Genomic DNA, 16,864 nt, shown 5'->3' with positions numbered 1-16,864 from the left:
CAGGAAATCGAGAACTCCTGTGGGAGCGGCCTTGTGTCGCGATTGGGCTGCAAAGCAGCCCCAGATCTCAGCCTCTGCCGATTCCGGCAAACTTGCCTTGGGTATGCTCGGCCAGCACCGCCGCCGCCAACTCCACTTCCAGCCCACGCCGTCCAGCGCTGACATGGATGGTTGCAAAATTCTGCGCTGATTCGTCAATGAAGGTTCGCAAGCGCTTCTTCTGCCCCAAGGGGCTGATCCCCCCCACCAGATAACCCGTAGCCCGCTGCGCCGCCGCCGGGTCTGCCATTTCGCATTTCTTTACCCCGGCAGCATGGGCCAGGGCCTTGAGGTCCAGGGTGCCCACCACCGGCACCACCGCCACCAGCAACTCCCCTTTCTCGCTGCTCGCCAGCAAGGTCTTGAACACCTGCTGTGGGTCGAGCCCGAGCTTTTCCGCCGCCTCCAGACCGTAGGACGCCGACTTGGGGTCATGCTCATAACTGTGCACACGGTGCTCGGCGCGATGCTTCTTCAACAGGTCTAGGGCGGGGGTCATGCAAGGGCTCCGGTCTGGGACGGCTCGGCGGCTACTTTAGGACAATTCCCACAGCGCAGCCAGCGCACCGCAATCGCGCACCTCTAGTACGCGGATTCGCAGCCAATTTTAACGACCATTTCGTGACTGGTCGTTCACTTTCGACCTTTGACATCAGCGTTTCTTGTCTATATTTTTTCGCTTCTGAACAAATGGCGCACTTTTAAGGTGCGTTTCCTGTATTTGCCCGGGTCAATGGGGATCGACACCGGGCTTTGCTGTCGAGCGCCACGCGCCTCACAACAAAAAAAACGAGGTCATACATGACGACTGCTCTACGCCAACCCACGCTGTCCAGCCAATGCCTGGCCGAGTTTCTCGGCACAGCCCTGCTCATATTCTTCGGTACCGGCTGTGTTGCCGCGCTCAAGGTCGCCGGCGCCAGCTTTGGCCTGTGGGAAATCAGCATCATCTGGGGCGTCGGCGTGAGCATGGCGATCTACCTCACCGCCGGCATTTCCGGCGCGCACCTGAACCCGGCAGTGAGCATCGCTCTCACCCTGTTCGCCGGTTTCGACAAGCGCAAGCTCCCCTTCTACATTCTGGCCCAGGTATGCGGCGCGTTCTGCGGCGCGGCGCTGGTCTACACCCTGTACAGCAACCTGTTCTTCGATTTCGAACAGGCCCACGCCATGTTGCGCGGTAGCGAAGCCAGCCTGGAGCTGGCCTCGGTGTTCTCCACCTACCCACACCCCTCGCTGTCCACCGGCCAGGCGTTCCTGGTTGAAGTCGTCATCACGGCTATCCTGATGGCGGTGATCATGGCCCTGACCGACGACAACAACGGCCTGCCGCGCGGCGCCATGGCCCCGCTGCTGATCGGCCTGCTGATCGCGGTGATCGGCAGCGCCATGGGCCCGCTGACCGGCTTTGCCATGAACCCTGCTCGCGATTTCGGGCCAAAACTCATGACTTTCCTGGCCGGTTGGGGCGAAATCGCCTTCACTGGCGGACGGGACATACCGTATTTCCTGGTTCCGGTGTTTGCACCGATCCTTGGCGCTTGCCTGGGTGCCGCGACCTATCGCGGCCTGATTGCCCGCAACTTGCCAATGGCAGCTGCCGCGAACCCTGAGACAAATGACAATCGCCAGGGCGATACTCAAGCCAATTGATGCCGGCTACATGCCCAGCCCTGACCTCCTATTCTCGCAAGGCCTACGACCATGACAGACACCCAGGACAAGAACTACATCATCGCCCTGGACCAGGGCACCACCAGTTCGCGTGCCATCATTTTCGACCGCGACGCCAATGTGGTGGGCACCTCCCAGCGCGAGTTCGCCCAGCACTATCCGCAGGCGGGCTGGGTCGAGCACGACCCGATGGAAATCTTCGCCACGCAGAGCGCGACCATGGTCGAGGCCTTGGCACAGGCAGGCATCAGCCATGCCCAGGTAGCCGCAATCGGCATCACCAACCAACGCGAAACCACCGTGGTGTGGGACAAGGAAACCGGGCGCCCGGTTTACAATGCCATCGTCTGGCAGTGCCGCCGCAGCACCGAGATCTGCGCCCAGCTCAAGCGCGACGGCCATGAAGACTACATTCGCGACACCACCGGCCTGGTCACCGACCCGTACTTCTCCGGCACCAAGCTGAAGTGGATCCTCGACAACGTCGACGGCGCCCGCGAACGCGCCGAGCGTGGCGAACTGTTGTTCGGCACCATCGATACCTGGCTGATCTGGAAGTTCTCGGGCGGCAAGGTGCACGTCACCGACTACACCAATGCCTCGCGCACGCTGATGTTCAACATCCATAGCCTGGAGTGGGACGACAAGCTGCTGGAAATCCTCGGCATCCCTCGGCAGATGCTGCCAGAGGTTCGTTCTTCTTCAGAAGTGTACGGCCAGACAAAAAGCGGCATTGCCATTGCTGGCATCGCAGGTGACCAACAGTCGGCACTGTTCGGCCAGATGTGCGTAGAGCCCGGCCAGGCCAAGAACACCTACGGTACCGGCTGCTTCCTGCTGATGAACACCGGCGAGCAGGCAGTAAAATCGTCCCATGGCCTGCTCACCACCATCGCCTGCGGCCCGCGTGGCGAGGTGGCCTATGCGCTGGAAGGTGCGGTGTTCAACGGTGGTTCCACCGTGCAATGGCTGCGTGACGAGCTGAAGATCGTCAACGACGCCCTGGATACCGAATACTTCGCCAGCAAGGTCAAGGACAGCAACGGCGTCTATCTGGTGCCGGCATTCACCGGCCTGGGTGCCCCGTACTGGGACCCGTACGCCCGTGGCGCGCTGTTCGGCCTGACCCGTGGCGTGAAGGTGGACCACATCATCCGCGCCGCGCTGGAGTCGATCGCCTACCAGACCCGCGACGTGCTCGATGCCATGCAGCAGGACTGCGGCCAGCGCCTGTCGGAGCTGCGTGTGGACGGCGGTGCAGTGGCCAACAACTTCCTCATGCAGTTCCAGGCCGACATCCTCGGCACGTGCGTGGAGCGCCCGCAAATGCGCGAAACCACAGCCTTGGGCGCCGCCTACCTGGCCGGCCTGGCCTGCGGCTTCTGGAGCGGCCTGGACGAACTGCGCGACAAGGCAATCATCGAGCGCGAGTTCAGCCCGCAGCTGGATGAAACGCAGAAAGAGAAGCTGTATGCCGGCTGGAAGAAAGCCGTCGAACGTACCCGTGACTGGGAAGATCACGAGGCGTAAAACACATTGGGGCCGCCACGCGGCCCCAATCGTCCACTGGCCGTCATCCCCTTCCTACGGCATCATTGCAGAATTTGTCCGGCTGCCCCAAAGGACCGCCCATGAATCTGCCCCCCCGCCAACAACAAATCCTCGAACTGGTGCGCGAGCGCGGTTACGTCAGTATCGAAGAAATGGCGCAGCTGTTCGTCGTGACGCCGCAGACCATCCGTCGAGATATCAACCAGCTTGCCGAGCTCAACCTGCTTCGGCGCTACCACGGTGGCGCGGCCTATGACTCGAGCATCGAAAACACGGCCTACGCCATGCGTGCCGACCAGATGCGCGATGAAAAGCAGCGTATCGCCGACGCCGTGGCCCGGCAGATTCCCGACCATGCCTCGGTGTTCATCAACATCGGCACCACCACCGAGTCCATCGCCCGCGCACTGCTCAACCACAACCACCTGAAGGTCATCACCAACAACTTGCACGTGGCGGCGATCCTGGCTGCCAAGGACGATTTCGAAGTGCTGGTGGCCGGTGGCACGGTGCGCCGGGATGGTGGAGTGGTCGGCCAGGCCAGTGTCGACTTCATCAACCAGTTCAAGGTCGATTTCGCCCTGGTGGGTATCAGCGGCATCGACGAGGACGGCAGCCTGCTCGACTTCGACTACCAGGAAGTACGGGTATCCCAGGCGATCATCGCCAATGCCCGGCAGGTGATCCTTGCCGCGGACTCCAGCAAGTTCGGGCGCAACGCCATGGTGCGCCTGGGCTCGATCAGCCTGGTCGACTGCCTGGTGACCGATCAGGCGCCGACCCCCACCCTCACTCAGCTGCTGAACCAGTACAAGATCCGCCTCGACGTCGTTTAAAGGGTGGCGGGGGCTTGCCGCAACCTGTGTGGGATGCAGACCGCCCAGCCGAAATTTTCGAAAATGTTCACTTTATTGTCATTTGATCAGTTTTTTCTATAAAGACTGGCTGGCGACAGGCGTTCTGTTGCGCTAGTATTTTCGCAAACGAACATTAATGTTCACTTTCGATGTGAACAGCTCCCAGGAGGCCTTGCCCGTGTCCCAGCCCGTTTCGTCCCAGCCATCACTCGCCGACTGCTATGACCTCGCCGTGATCGGCGGTGGCATCAATGGCGTGGGCATTGCTGCCGACGCCGCCGGGCGTGGCCTGAAAGTGTTCCTGTGTGAAAAGGACGACCTTGCGCAACACACCTCGTCGGCCAGCAGCAAGCTGATCCACGGTGGCCTGCGCTACCTGGAGCACTATGAATTCCGCCTGGTACGCGAGGCGCTGGCCGAACGCGAAGTACTGCTGGCCAAGGCGCCGCATATCGTCAAACCAATGCGCTTCGTGCTGCCGCATCGGCCGCACCTGCGCCCGGCCTGGATGATCCGTGCCGGCCTGTTCCTCTATGACCACCTGGGCAAGCGCAAGCGCCTGGGCGCCTCGCGCAGCCTGCGCTTTGGCCCGGGTTACCCGCTCAAACCGGCCATTACGCGCGGTTTCGAATATGCCGACTGCGCCGTCGATGACGCCCGCCTGGTAGTGCTCAACGCCATGGCCGCGCGCGAACACGGTGCCGATATTCTCACCCGCACCCGCTGCTTGCGTGCCGAACGAGTCGACGGCCTGTGGCAGGTAGACTTGCAGCACGCCGATGGAAGCCTGCAAAACATCCGTGCGCGCGCCCTGGTCAACGCCGCCGGCCCGTGGGTCGCCAGTTTCATCAAGGACGACCTCAAGCTGGATGCGCCGTACGGCATCCGCCTGATCCAGGGCAGCCACCTGATCGTGCCGCGCCTGTACGAAGGCGACCACGCCTATATCCTGCAGAACGAAGACCAACGCATCGTCTTCTGCATCCCGTATCTGGACCGTTTCACCCTGATCGGCACCACTGACCGCGAGTACAGCGGCGACCCGGCCAAGGTGGCGATTACCGAGCAAGAAACCGACTACCTGCTGAAGGTGGTCAACGCGCACTTCAATCATCAGCTGAGCCGCGGCGATATCCTGCACACCTACTCCGGCGTGCGGCCGCTGTGCAACGATGAGTCGGACAACCCGTCCGCGGTCACGCGTGACTACACCCTTGCGCTTTCCGCCGCACATGGCGAGGCGCCGTTGCTGTCGGTGTTTGGCGGCAAACTGACCACGTACCGCAAGCTTGCCGAGTCGGCCATGGCAGAGCTCAAGCCGTTCTTCAGCCAGATGGGCCAGAGCTGGACAGCCCACGCAGCGTTGCCCGGCGGTGAAGGCATGAGCACGCCCCAGGCACTGGTCGATGAACTGCTCTCACGGCATCAGTGGCTGGTCCCGGACATCGCCAAGCGCTGGGCCGTGACCTACGGCAGCCGCACCTGGCAGCTGCTCGAAGGGGTAACCGGCCCGGACGATCTGGGCCAGGCGATTGGCGGTGGCCTGTTCACCCGGGAAGTCGATTACCTGCGCGAAACCGAATGGGCCGTCAGCACCCAGGATATCCTCTGGCGCAGGACCAAACTGGGGCTGTTTACCAGTGCAACCGAACAGCGCGCGCTGGCGGATTACCTGGCTCAGCGTGACGCCTGCAGCAACGCTGCCTGAACCTTGCGCGGCGACCGCCTGGCGGTCGCCCGCGCTCAACCCTCCCGCTCGTATGCCTCCTTTGCCAACTCCAGGTAAAGAGCGCGTTCTTCGCCATTGAGCGCTTCCATCAGGGCTGCGGCGTGCTCGATGTACTGCTGTTCGCCCGACTCCCCGGCCTGGCGCTCATAGGCCTCCAGCTGTTCATGAAACGGCGCAGCAAGGGCTTCGAAGCGCTCATGGTAGCGATTGCGCACATAGCCTTGCCAGAACTCTCGTTGCGCCAGTGCCTGGCTCAGCACGTCAGTGTTCTCGCCGGCGAGGACTGTTGTGCCCGCACGCCTGATCTGCGTGGAACTCACACCGCTGTGCTCGATGTAATTCATGTGCCGCGGTTGGGCCGGCAGGCCGAGCCTGTCAGCCAGATACACCCGGTAGGCCAGGTAAACCTCGATGTCATCCACGGCGGCATAGGGGTTCTGGCGCATTTCCTGGATATGCCGAGCGGCGATGCTGTCCACCTCATCCAGGCGATAAAGCGAGCGCCCCAGCCTCAGCAAGGTCGCTTCGGCCTGCCTGCCCCCTTCCCCTGCCGCATGCAAGGCAATATGGGCTCTGACTTCCAGTTGGCTGAGGATCAGCAAAAGGCGGTCCTCACAGGTTCTGCGGCCCTGCGTCTGCCAGAACACCGCTTCGCGCACATCGGTGTTATCTGCGCACAGTTCGAGGATGCGCCATACCCTGGCGCGGTAGTAGCGCGGGTGATCGAGGAAGTCATCTGATTGTGCAAAATCCGATAGAAAGCGAAACAGGTCTGTCGACTGCGACTCTTGGGACAACTGCGTCCAGATCTGCGTGCGCTGGGAGCGCATGGCATCGTCGGCGGCGCCCATCCATCGTTCCAGCAAGGTGCTGTCGGCAACAGCGTGACGGTAGGAGTCGTTGCGGTGGGTGGCCGCAACAGTGCTACTGCGGGCCACCAGTGCTTCACTGGCTTCGTCCAAGGGGTTGTCATGTACTGAGAGCCGCTGCAGGCGATTGCGCAGGCTGCGCAAATCCCCGTTCAGCTGGCGTATCTGGTTCTCGCGAACATCCACCAAGCCTCTCCAGGGCATCTGCGCCTCCTCTGGCAAGGCCTGCAGGCCAGTTGCGCGCAGCGACACCTCGCGTAAATGAGGCAACCCAGCCAGCTCGGGAACCTGGCCCAGCGGGTTATAGTTCATATCCAGTCGCTGAAGCATCGAAAGGCTTGCCAACCTTTGGTTGCCTGCGGCATCAACGGTAATCCGGTTACCCGCCAGTCGCAGCGAACGCAGCTCGGTCAAATGCTCCAGGCCTACCGGCAAGGTGGTCAACTGATTGTCCCGCAAGTCCAGCTCGCGCAGGTGGGAGAACCTACGCAGAAAGTCTTCATCAATCTGCTCAAGGCTCATGTTGCGCAAGGTCAAGCGCCGAACATGGCCGAACTCGATGCCGGCCGGCAAGGTCGGCAAACTGCCCACCTGTTCACCGTCGATATGCACCACGAAGTCGTCCCCGGCAATGCCAGCAGTCTTGCGCCGCCAGGCGCGACGGATCTGGCTGGCCACGCGGCGCCGCCTGAGCCCATCCACGAAGCTCACACGCTGCCCCTGCCAGGTATCCAGCGCCCCGCGCAGGTTTTCCAGCTGCTGCTGGAGACTGCTCAAGTGCTCCCAGAGCCCGATACGACGACGCGTCAGTTCGCGCAGGTAGGCGTCCAGCTGTGCGTCGGTCAAGGTCGGAAAGATGTCATGGATACCGCGGCGAATTGCCTGGCGACTGCTCTCGCCGCCGCCACTCAATGCGTAGCCGCTGCGGCCGTCGGCCATTCGCTGCGGCGGTCGATAGCGCTCTGCGATAGGCTGCAAGCCCATTGATCTCGCGGTTTTTTCACGATCGACGCTGGCGTGTCGAGAGAGCCTTTGGCCAAGTTCAGTGGCCGTCAGTTGCGGACCGCCAAGCGCCACCTTCTGAGCGTCTTCAACGGTGAGCAGCAAACAGGTCAACAAGCCCGTGGCCGGGCCTGCTGGGGTGGGCTCACCCAAGTGATACCCCTGCTGAGTCTGGATGATGCTTGTGATTTGCGACGCGTCGTCGGCGCCCTTCGACGCCAGCAGACGACCGCCCGACTCCCCAAGGCGCAACTCAATCCGCACCGACGGCGGCCATGGCGCCAGTTCATCGATCAGTTCCAAAGCCAGGCGCTGGGTATCGGTATTGACCGCACCTTCGTGCTCGAACCCGATCAGTGCGCGGTCCAGCCGACTCTCGCGCAAGAACCAGCGGGCACGCTCGGCCATGGCCAATGGCACACGGCCACTGGCCAGCAGCGCCTCGATTTGCTCACCGCTTGCATGTTCGAGGATTTCTTCGGTGCCACGCACGGACAAGCCTGGGAATGCCCTGAGCAATACGGCCCCGGCCGCAGAGGGCGTACCTTGCCAAGTCGCCAGCTCTCGTTCGAACGCGTCGCCACGCAGCAGAGGATTAACTGCATGGCATTCATAGCGTGCGTGGGCATCGAACAGCCGTGCAGGGGCTGGCAGCTCTTGCAGATGCAGATGGCGCAGTTGATCATGTTCGAGCCCGGTAATGCGAAGAAGCGTTTCGGCGGTCTGGTCGGTAGCTTGCGCGAAGTCCCCGCCAAATCTGCGCAGCAGCGGGCCGCCGCCATCGAGGTGATGGGCCGAGACCTGCCAGGCCGCCAACCTGGAGCGGCCCTCGCCCTCGTGCAAGGGCGTGAGCGCATCGACAAACGGCACCCGCTCGAGCACCCGGCCCACCCCCGCGACCCCGACGCCCACCAGGGCTCCGACAGCAACGTTCTCGGCCACACCAAACAGGTGGTCCAGCGCCCCTTGGCGGTCGCCAATCTGCCAATCGGCATAGCCTTTGTAGACTTCGCTGACCACGTCCACCGCAGCCACGGCGAACATCACCTCCCCTAAAACCGGAATGAACAGTGCAGCCAGGTTGAGCGCATCGAGCCCCGCGCTCTTGAGCGCTTCCAGCCGCTGATGGCGTTCGATGGCGGTTTCGTCAGCAGTGGGTACCGCAAGAATTCTTGCATCATCAAGCATCTTGTCCACCTGCAAGCTACGCAAATAGGCGAACAGCGGCGTTTCGATGGCGAAGTTGCGCCCATCCAGAACAGCGGGTGCTCGCACGCTGCTGGCTTCGATCAGGCGCTCCAGGGTGGCGGTGAAGGTCGCCCGATCACGCTCACTGATGAAACGACTGAAAAAGGATCGGTAGTGAGGCGCGCGGAGCTTTTTGGCCAACGACTGATAGAGGGCGTCCCACGAGGCGTGTTTGGCCACCGGGCGATGCGGGTCCTGCGGTACCCAGCAGATGATCCCCTCCAGCGGCCCCTCGGCGCTCTCGCGCAGCTCCAGGGTGACGAGCCCATGGATACGCTTGCCCAACAGGAACAACTGGCGAGGTGTGACGATACCGGGCACCGCCGGCACGATGGGTTTGCTTGCAATGACAGACAACAAGCGCAGGTAGTCGCCTTCGTCCAACTCGGACTTGATCCTTGCCATGCGCACCGCGACGTCCAGCTTGGCACGCTGACTCTCTTCCAGCATGCGCTCCACCGCCACACGAGCGAAATCCTTCGGCGCCGTAGGCCTGCTCTTCGGAAACAGTTGCGCACGCATCAGCTGCTGATACTGCCCACCGATATCCAGCGTTCTGCAGCACCGGGCAAACGCCTCGAACGCCATTGGCAGTCGCACCTTGTCAGCGTCTTGCAGATATGCTCGCCGATGCAGTGACGGCGAGGTCTCACTCTCGTGAAAGTTGTGCAGTGCTGCTGTCAGCAAGGGTTGCACGCTGTGCAGGGTTCTCCAGGGCGTATGCAGGCGCGGCGCGGCGCTGGGCATCGGCACATCTTGCTCGATGCACACCTGCATGGTGCGTACATTGACATCGGCCAGGCCCCGGTCACGCAATGCCTGCTCCAGCAGCGGCGTGGCAAATGCCTCCAGGCTGGGAATCCCTGCCAAGGCGTTTCTTACATTTTCCGCAGCAGCCTGCTGATGACGCAGCGCCCTGTGCAATGTCAGAAGAAGGTCGACATTGGCGCCTTTCAACCAATCTGCAAGCTGGCGGGCAATGAAGGCATCGACGGAATCGGAAGGGATGGGAATGACGGACACGATATGAGCTCCTGATGATAAGGCAGCAAGCTCAACATTTGCCGTTCATGCCGAGGTGTTACTTAAAGCTGACGCACAGGGCTACCGGGCAGACCTCATTCGGATTGCCGAACAAAAGAAACCCACGCATTCGGTGTTCCGACCACGTATCAAATCTCAAAAACCTTCATATAGGGTTCATGCCCAGGCTTTGCGGGGGGTTATGATCATTGGCAGAGCTTGGCACGAGTCATGCTCTACACTTGGAAGCCGAATGCACACCGCTTCATGCTGTATTCGTTGAACGAAAGAGTCCGCCAACGGCTCCATAAAAAAAACAAACACGTCGAGGAAAATTTGATGCGTATCGTTCGTCAATTGCTGGGCGCCGCCATCGCGGCTGCAGTCATTGCTTCGCCCGCCATGGCCGAAGAGCTGACCGGCACCCTGAAGAAGATCAAGGATTCGGGCACCATCACCCTGGGCCACCGCGACTCCTCCATTCCGTTTTCCTACTTGGCAGGCAAGCCGGAACCCGTGGGCTACTCCCACGACATCCAGCTGGCCGTGGTCGACGCCCTGAAGAAGCAACTGGGCACCGACATCAAGGTCAGGTACAACCTCGTCACCTCCCAGACCCGCATCCCGCTGGTGCAGAACGGCACCGTCGACCTTGAGTGCGGCTCCACCACCAACAACGTCGAGCGCCAGCAGCAAGTCGGTTTCTCGGTCGGCATCTTCGAAGTCGGTACCCGCCTGTTGACCAAGGTCAAGGACGGTGCGCCTGCATACAAAGACTTCCCGGACCTGGCCGGCAAGAACGTGGTGACCACCGCCGGTACCACCTCCGAGCGCATCCTCAAGGCGATGAACGCCGACAAGCAGATGAAGATGAACGTGATTTCCGCCAAGGACCACGGTGAAGCCTTCAACATGCTCGAAAGCGGCCGCGCAGTGGCCTTCATGATGGACGACGCGCTGCTGGCCGGTGAAATGGCCAAGGCGCGCAAGCCATCCGACTGGGTCATCACCGGTACCCCGCAATCGTACGAAATCTACGGCTGCATGGTGCGCAAGGAAGATGCTGCGTTCAAGAAAGCGGTCGACGACGCCATCGTGGGCTACTTCAAGTCGGGCGAAGTCAACAAGAGCTACGACAAGTGGTTCAATCAGCCGATCCCGCCAAAAGGCCTGAACCTGCAGTTCCCGATGAGCGACGAGCTGAAAAAGCTGATCGCCGAGCCGACCGACAAGGCTGCGGACGAGAAGAAGTCCTGATCCTCAGATAGTGGCCTGGTGCTCAACAGCACGAATCAATTCTGCAGGCCACTCATTAGTGTCTAACCTTTCATCCGAGGGCGCCAAGCGCCCCCGGATGCTCGAAGGTGCCCGTGAAACAACCGTCTGAGGGGAAATCCCGATGAATTACAACTGGGACTGGGGCGTGTTCTTCAAGTCCACCGGCGTGGGCAGCGAAACCTATCTGGACTGGTACATCACCGGCCTGGGCTGGACCATCGCCATCGCCATCACCGCCTGGATCATTGCGCTGCTGCTGGGGTCACTCCTCGGTGTCATGCGTACCGTGCCGAACCGCCTGGTATCGGGCATCGCTACCGCCTACGTGGAACTGTTCCGCAACGTGCCGCTGCTGGTGCAGCTTTTCATCTGGTACTTCCTGGTACCGGACCTGCTGCCGGAAGGCTTGCAGGAATGGTTCAAGCAGGACCTCAACCCGACCACCTCGGCGCTGATCAGCGTTGTCGTATGCCTGGGCCTGTTCACCGCCGCCCGCGTCTGCGAACAGGTGCGTACCGGTATCCAGGCGCTGCCCAAGGGCCAGGAAGCCGCTGCCCGCGCCATGGGCTTCAGCCTCCCGCAAATCTATAACAACGTGCTGCTGCCGCAGGCTTACCGGATCATCATTCCGCCGCTCACCTCCGAGTTCCTAAACGTCTTCAAGAACTCCTCGGTGGCGTCGCTGATCGGCCTGATGGAGCTGCTGGCGCAGACCAAGCAGACCGCCGAGTTCTCCGCCAACCTGTTCGAGGCGTTCACCCTGGCCACGCTGATCTACTTCACCCTGAACATGGGCCTGATGCTGCTGATGCGCATGGTCGAGAAGAAAGTCGCCGTGCCTGGCCTGATTTCCGTGGGGGGCAAGTAAATGGACATGGATTTCAGCGAAATCATCCCGGCCCTGCCTGCCCTGTGGGAAGGCATGGTCATGACCCTGCAGCTGATGGTCATGGGCGTTGTCGGTGGTATTGCACTGGGCACCATCCTGGCCCTGATGCGCCTGTCGTCGAGCAAGCTGCTGTCACGTGTGGCAGGTGCCTACGTCAACTACTTCCGCTCGATCCCGCTGCTGCTTGTAATTACCTGGTTCTACCTGGCGGTGCCGTTCGTACTGCGCTGGATTACCGGCGAAGACACGCCAGTGGGTGCGTTCACCTCTTGCGTGGTGGCCTTCATGATGTTCGAGGCCGCGTACTTCTGCGAAATCGTGCGTGCCGGCGTGCAGTCGATTTCCAAAGGCCAGATGGGCGCCGCGCAGGCGCTGGGCATGAACTACGCGCAAACCATGCGCCTGATCATCCTGCCCCAGGCCTTCCGCAAGATGACCCCGCTGCTGCTGCAGCAGAGCATCATCCTGTTCCAGGATACCTCGCTGGTGTACACCGTGGGTCTGGTGGACTTCCTCAACTCGGCACGTTCCAACGGCGATATCATCGGGCGCTCCCATGAGTTCCTGATCTTCGCCGGCGTCGTCTACTTCATCATCAGCTTCTCCGCTTCGTGGCTGGTCAAGCGCCTGCAAAAAAGGATCACCGTATGATTTCCATCAAGAACGTCAACAAGTGGTACGGCGACTTCCAGGTACTGACCGATTGCAACACCGAGGTCAAGAAAGGTGAGGTGGTGGTAGTCTGCGGCCCTTCGGGCTCGGGCAAGTCCACCCTGATCAAGTGTGTCAACGCGCTGGAGCCGTTCCAGAAGGGCGACATCGTGGTCGACGGCACGTCGATCTCCGACCCGAAAACCAACCTGCCAAAGCTGCGTTCGCGGGTGGGTATGGTGTTCCAGCACTTCGAACTCTTCCCGCACCTGACCATCACCGAGAACCTGACCATCGCGCAGATCAAGGTACTGGGCCGGAGCAAGGAAGAAGCCACCAAGAAGGGCCTCGCCCTGCTTGAGCGGGTGGGCTTGTCAGCGCATGCGCACAAGCACCCTGGCCAACTTTCCGGCGGCCAGCAGCAGCGAGTGGCCATCGCCCGTGCGCTGTCAATGGACCCGATCGTCATGCTATTCGACGAACCCACCTCGGCACTGGACCCGGAGATGGTCAGCGAGGTGCTGGACGTAATGGTGCAACTGGCCCACGAAGGCATGACCATGATGTGCGTGACCCACGAAATGGGCTTTGCCCGCAAGGTCGCCAACCGGGTCATCTTCATGGACAAGGGCAGCATCATCGAAGACTGCACCAAGGAAGAGTTCTTCGGCGATCAGAGTGCCCGCGACCAGCGCACCCAGCACTTCCTCAGCAAGATCCTGCAGCACTGATCCGGCCACAGCATCCGCTGCCACGGGACCCACCGGGCAGCGGATGCTGGTGGTGACAAGGCCACTGTGATGAAATGCGACCCCTCGCTACTTCGCCCTGCCAAGCCTGCCGTGAAATCCCGTCTGATCCGCCAATTGCTGTTACCGCCACTGATCATCCTGCTGATGGTCGGCTTAGGGCTGGCTGGCTACCTGATCAGCGAGAGCAACGGCATCCGCACCCTCAGCGAAAACGGCGAACGCCAGCTGGAGCTGCATGCGCGCACGGTCGAAAGCGAAATCAGCAAATACACCTACCTGCCGAGCCTGCTGGAGCTGGAAGACAGCGTCTCGCACCTGCTCACCGACCCGGACGGCGGCTCCCGCCAGGCGGTCAACGAATACCTCGAAGGCCTGAACAGGCGCAGCCGCAGCCGCGCCATTTTCGTCCTCGATACCAATGGCCGGGTACAGGCCACCAGCAACTGGCGCGACGCCGACTCGTTCCTCGGTGAAGACCTGTCGTTCCGCGCCTACTTCCAGACCGCCGTGCGCGGCGAGCCCGGGCGTTTCTACGGCATCGGCAGCACCACGGGCGAGGCCGGCTATTACCTGGCCCATGGGCTTGAAGAGCACGGCAAGATCATTGGCGTGGCAGTGATCAAGGTGCGCCTGGACACCCTCGAAGAGCGCTGGCAGCGTGCCCGCCTGGAGGCGTTCGTCAGCGACGAAAACGGCATCATCATCCTTTCCAGTGACCCGGCCCGGCGCCTGAAATCGGTGCGGCCGCTGACCCCGCAAATCAAGGAGCGCCTGGCGCGCAGCCTGCAATACTACTGGTGGCCGCTCAACGAACTGCAGCCACTGGCCCGGGAAACCCTGGCCGATGGCGTGGAAAAACTGACCTTCCCGGCCAACAGCGAGACTGCCCAGGGCAAGCCGCACGAAGTCGCCTACTTGGCCCAGACCCGGCGCCTGGCCGACACGCCTTGGCACTTTACCCTGCTGACCCCGCTGCAGGACCTGCGCCGCGAATCCATGGTGCAGGGCATCCTGGTGGGCGTGGCATTTGCCTTGCTGGCAATCCTCGGCATTGCCTGGAACGAGCGACGCAAGGTCATCGCCACCCGCTTGGCGGCCCGCGAGGCCCTCGAGGAAGCCAACAGCCAGCTGGAACGGCGCATTGCCGAACGCACGGCAGACCTGCGCGCCAGCAACGAACGCCTGAAAGGCCAGATTCGCGAGCGCCGACATGCCGAGCAAACCTTGCGCCACGCCCAGGATGAGCTGGTGCAGGCTGGCAAGCTGGCCGCCATCGGGCAGATGTCCACCAGCATTGCCCATGAGCTGAACCAGCCGCTGGCCGCGCTGCGCACGTTGTCTGGCAACACCGTGCGCTTCCTCGAACGCGGGGCACTGGAAACCGCCAGCACCAACCTGCGCACCATGAACGACCTGATCGACCGCATGGGGCGTATCACCGCCAGCCTGCGCTCGTTCGCCCGGCGTGGTGACGACAGCGGCCAGGCCTCGCTGGCCAAGGCGGTTGAAGCTACCTTGCAGGTGCTGGCCAACCGCATCAGCGCCTGCCATTTGCAGTTGCACCACCAGTTCGAGGACCAGCAACTGGCCATCGACCAAACCCGCCTGGAACAGATCCTGGTCAACCTGATCGGCAACGCCCTCGATGCCATGGCCGCGCAACCGTTGCCCGAACTGTGGCTGGAAGGCGAGCTGCAAGGCGACAAGTACCGCCTGCAGGTGCGCGACAATGGCCACGGCATCGACGCCGAGGCGCGCAAGCACCTGTTCGAACCGTTCTTCACCACCAAACCGGGCGAACATGGCCTGGGCCTGGGCCTGACCCTGTCGGCGAGCCTTGCCGCCGCCGCCAAGGGCAGCCTCAACGTCGAGCACCCCGTCACCGGCGGCACGGCCTTCGTCCTGGCCCTGCCCCTGGTCTCCCCCCCTAGCGAATCGGCAGAGCACCCATGAACCAAGCGCCTCTTACCGTCCTGATCGTCGAAGACGACCCGCATGTGCTGCTCGGCTGCCAGCAGGCCCTGGCCCTGGAGGATATCGCCTGTGAAGGCGTGGGCAGCGCCGAACAAGCGCTGGAACGCATCGGCGACGATTTCGCCGGCATCGTCGTCAGCGATATCCGCCTGCCGGGCATCGATGGCCTGGAGCTGCTCAACCGCCTGAAGGCCCGTGACCGCAGCCTGCCGGTGGTGTTGATCACCGGCCACGGTGATATCGACATGGCGGTCGGCGCCATGCGCAACGGCGCCTACGACTTCATGGAAAAACCGTTCTCCCCCGAACGCCTGGTCGACGTGGTGCGCCGCGCCCTCGAACATCGCGGGCTGTCGCGCGAAGTGGTGGCCCTGCGCCGCCAACTGGCCGAGCAGAGCAGCCTGGAGGGGCGCATCATCGGGCGTTCGTCGGCCATGGAACACTTGCGCGAACTGATTGCCAACGTCGCCGATACGTCGGCCAACGTGCTGATCGAGGGCGAGACCGGCACCGGCAAGGAACTGGTCGCCCGCTGCCTGCACGATTTCAGCCGGCGCCAGGGCCAGCCCTTTGTGGCGCTGAACTGTGGCGGCCTGCCGGAGAACCTGTTCGAAAGCGAAATTTTCGGCCACGAGGCCAACGCCTTCACCGGCGCCGGCAAACGCCGTATCGGCAAGATCGAACACGCCAACGGTGGCACGCTGTTCCTCGATGAAGTGGAGAGCATGCCGATCAACCTGCAGATCAAGCTGCTGCGCGTACTGCAGGAACGCACGCTGGAGAGGCTAGGTTCGAACCAGAGCATCCCGGTGGACTGCCGGGTAATCGCCGCGACCAAGGCCGACCTCGACAGCATGGGCCAGAGCGGCCAGTTCCGCAGCGACCTGTACTACCGCCTGAACGTGGTGACCCTGGAGCTGCCACCCCTGCGCGAGCGCCGTGAAGACATCACGCAGCTGTTCGAGCACTTCCTCCAGCAGTCCGCACTGCGCTTCGACCGTGAAGCACCGGCGCTGGACAGCCAGATCCTCTCACGCCTGATGGCCCACGACTGGCCGGGCAACGTGCGCGAGTTGCGCAACGTGGCCGAACGCCATGCCCTTGGCCTGCCAGCCTTCAAGAAAGGCCCCAGCGGCGGCACCAGCCAGGGCCTGGGCTTTGCCGAAGCGGTGGAGGCGTTCGAGCGCAACCTGCTCAGCGATGCCCTGCAGCGCACGGGCGGCAACCTGAGCCAGGCCAGCCAGGAGCTGGGCATGGCCAAGACCACGCTGTTCGACAAAGTGAAAAAGTACGGCCTCGGCTGACCTCAACCTGAACTGGAAAGAAAA

General features: G+C 62.2%; 12 protein-coding genes. 10 read left to right on the top strand and 2 right to left on the bottom strand.

Annotation, left to right across the window (positions count from 1 at the left end; translation table 11 throughout):
- Positions 1-67 precede the first annotated feature (67 nt).
- Positions 68-538 (bottom strand): Cys-tRNA(Pro) deacylase, encoded by a 471-nt coding sequence (ybaK, locus tag ACN6NG_RS04790; RefSeq protein WP_012273891.1) that lies wholly within the window; start codon positions 536-538, stop codon positions 68-70.
- A gap of 302 nt (positions 539-840) precedes the next feature.
- Between ybaK and ACN6NG_RS04785 the strand changes: the two genes are divergently transcribed.
- The 4 genes from ACN6NG_RS04785 (at position 841) to glpD (ending at position 5,829) form a co-directional block, all read left to right on the top strand.
- On the top strand, positions 841-1,692 hold the full coding sequence (locus ACN6NG_RS04785) for an MIP/aquaporin family protein (RefSeq protein WP_353456290.1): 852 nt from the start codon (positions 841-843) through the stop codon (positions 1,690-1,692).
- Positions 1,693-1,743: 51 nt separating this feature from the next.
- On the top strand, positions 1,744-3,243 hold the full coding sequence (glpK, locus tag ACN6NG_RS04780; RefSeq protein WP_063422211.1) for a glycerol kinase GlpK: 1,500 nt from the start codon (positions 1,744-1,746) through the stop codon (positions 3,241-3,243).
- A gap of 101 nt (positions 3,244-3,344) precedes the next feature.
- Positions 3,345-4,100, top strand: coding sequence for a DNA-binding transcriptional repressor GlpR (gene glpR / locus ACN6NG_RS04775; protein WP_016498205.1), 756 nt, complete (start codon positions 3,345-3,347; stop codon positions 4,098-4,100).
- Between the two features lie 199 nt (positions 4,101-4,299).
- The gene (gene glpD, locus ACN6NG_RS04770; protein WP_169725161.1) at positions 4,300-5,829 is read left to right on the top strand and encodes a glycerol-3-phosphate dehydrogenase; all 1,530 of its coding nucleotides are present in this window, start codon (positions 4,300-4,302) and stop codon (positions 5,827-5,829) included.
- 35 nt (positions 5,830-5,864) lie between these two features.
- Here the strand turns inward: glpD and ACN6NG_RS04765 are convergent, their stop codons facing one another.
- Entirely contained in the window at positions 5,865-9,992 is a 4,128-nt protein-coding gene (locus tag ACN6NG_RS04765) for an NEL-type E3 ubiquitin ligase domain-containing protein (protein ID WP_063422213.1), read from the bottom strand.
- Between the two features lie 339 nt (positions 9,993-10,331).
- Between ACN6NG_RS04765 and ACN6NG_RS04760 the strand changes: the two genes are divergently transcribed.
- From ACN6NG_RS04760 to aauR, 6 genes are all read left to right on the top strand, one after another.
- On the top strand, positions 10,332-11,249 hold the full coding sequence (locus ACN6NG_RS04760) for a glutamate/aspartate ABC transporter substrate-binding protein (protein ID WP_063422214.1): 918 nt from the start codon (positions 10,332-10,334) through the stop codon (positions 11,247-11,249).
- A 142-nt stretch (positions 11,250-11,391) separates the two neighbouring features.
- Positions 11,392-12,138, top strand: coding sequence for an amino acid ABC transporter permease (locus ACN6NG_RS04755; RefSeq protein WP_016488794.1), 747 nt, complete (start codon positions 11,392-11,394; stop codon positions 12,136-12,138).
- On the top strand, positions 12,139-12,810 hold the full coding sequence (locus ACN6NG_RS04750; RefSeq protein WP_016488795.1) for an amino acid ABC transporter permease: 672 nt from the start codon (positions 12,139-12,141) through the stop codon (positions 12,808-12,810).
- Positions 12,807-13,541, top strand: a complete 735-nt coding sequence (locus tag ACN6NG_RS04745) for an amino acid ABC transporter ATP-binding protein (protein WP_016498201.1) — start codon at positions 12,807-12,809, stop codon at positions 13,539-13,541. Before ACN6NG_RS04750 ends, ACN6NG_RS04745 begins: the two co-directional genes overlap by 4 nt.
- Positions 13,542-13,610: 69 nt before the next feature.
- Complete coding sequence (gene aauS, locus ACN6NG_RS04740) at positions 13,611-15,515, top strand: two-component sensor histidine kinase AauS (RefSeq protein WP_016498200.1); 1,905 nt, start codon at positions 13,611-13,613, stop codon at positions 15,513-15,515.
- Positions 15,512-16,840, top strand: coding sequence for a two-component response regulator AauR (gene aauR / locus ACN6NG_RS04735; protein ID WP_063422215.1), 1,329 nt, complete (start codon positions 15,512-15,514; stop codon positions 16,838-16,840). The genes aauS and aauR overlap by 4 nt, the downstream gene beginning before the upstream one ends.
- Positions 16,841-16,864 lie beyond the last annotated feature (24 nt).

This window comes from Pseudomonas sp. TSO6 (assembly GCF_056098905.1).
The sequence above is the reverse complement of the archived record's forward strand: the minus strand, read 5'-3'. Positions and strand labels throughout refer to the sequence as shown.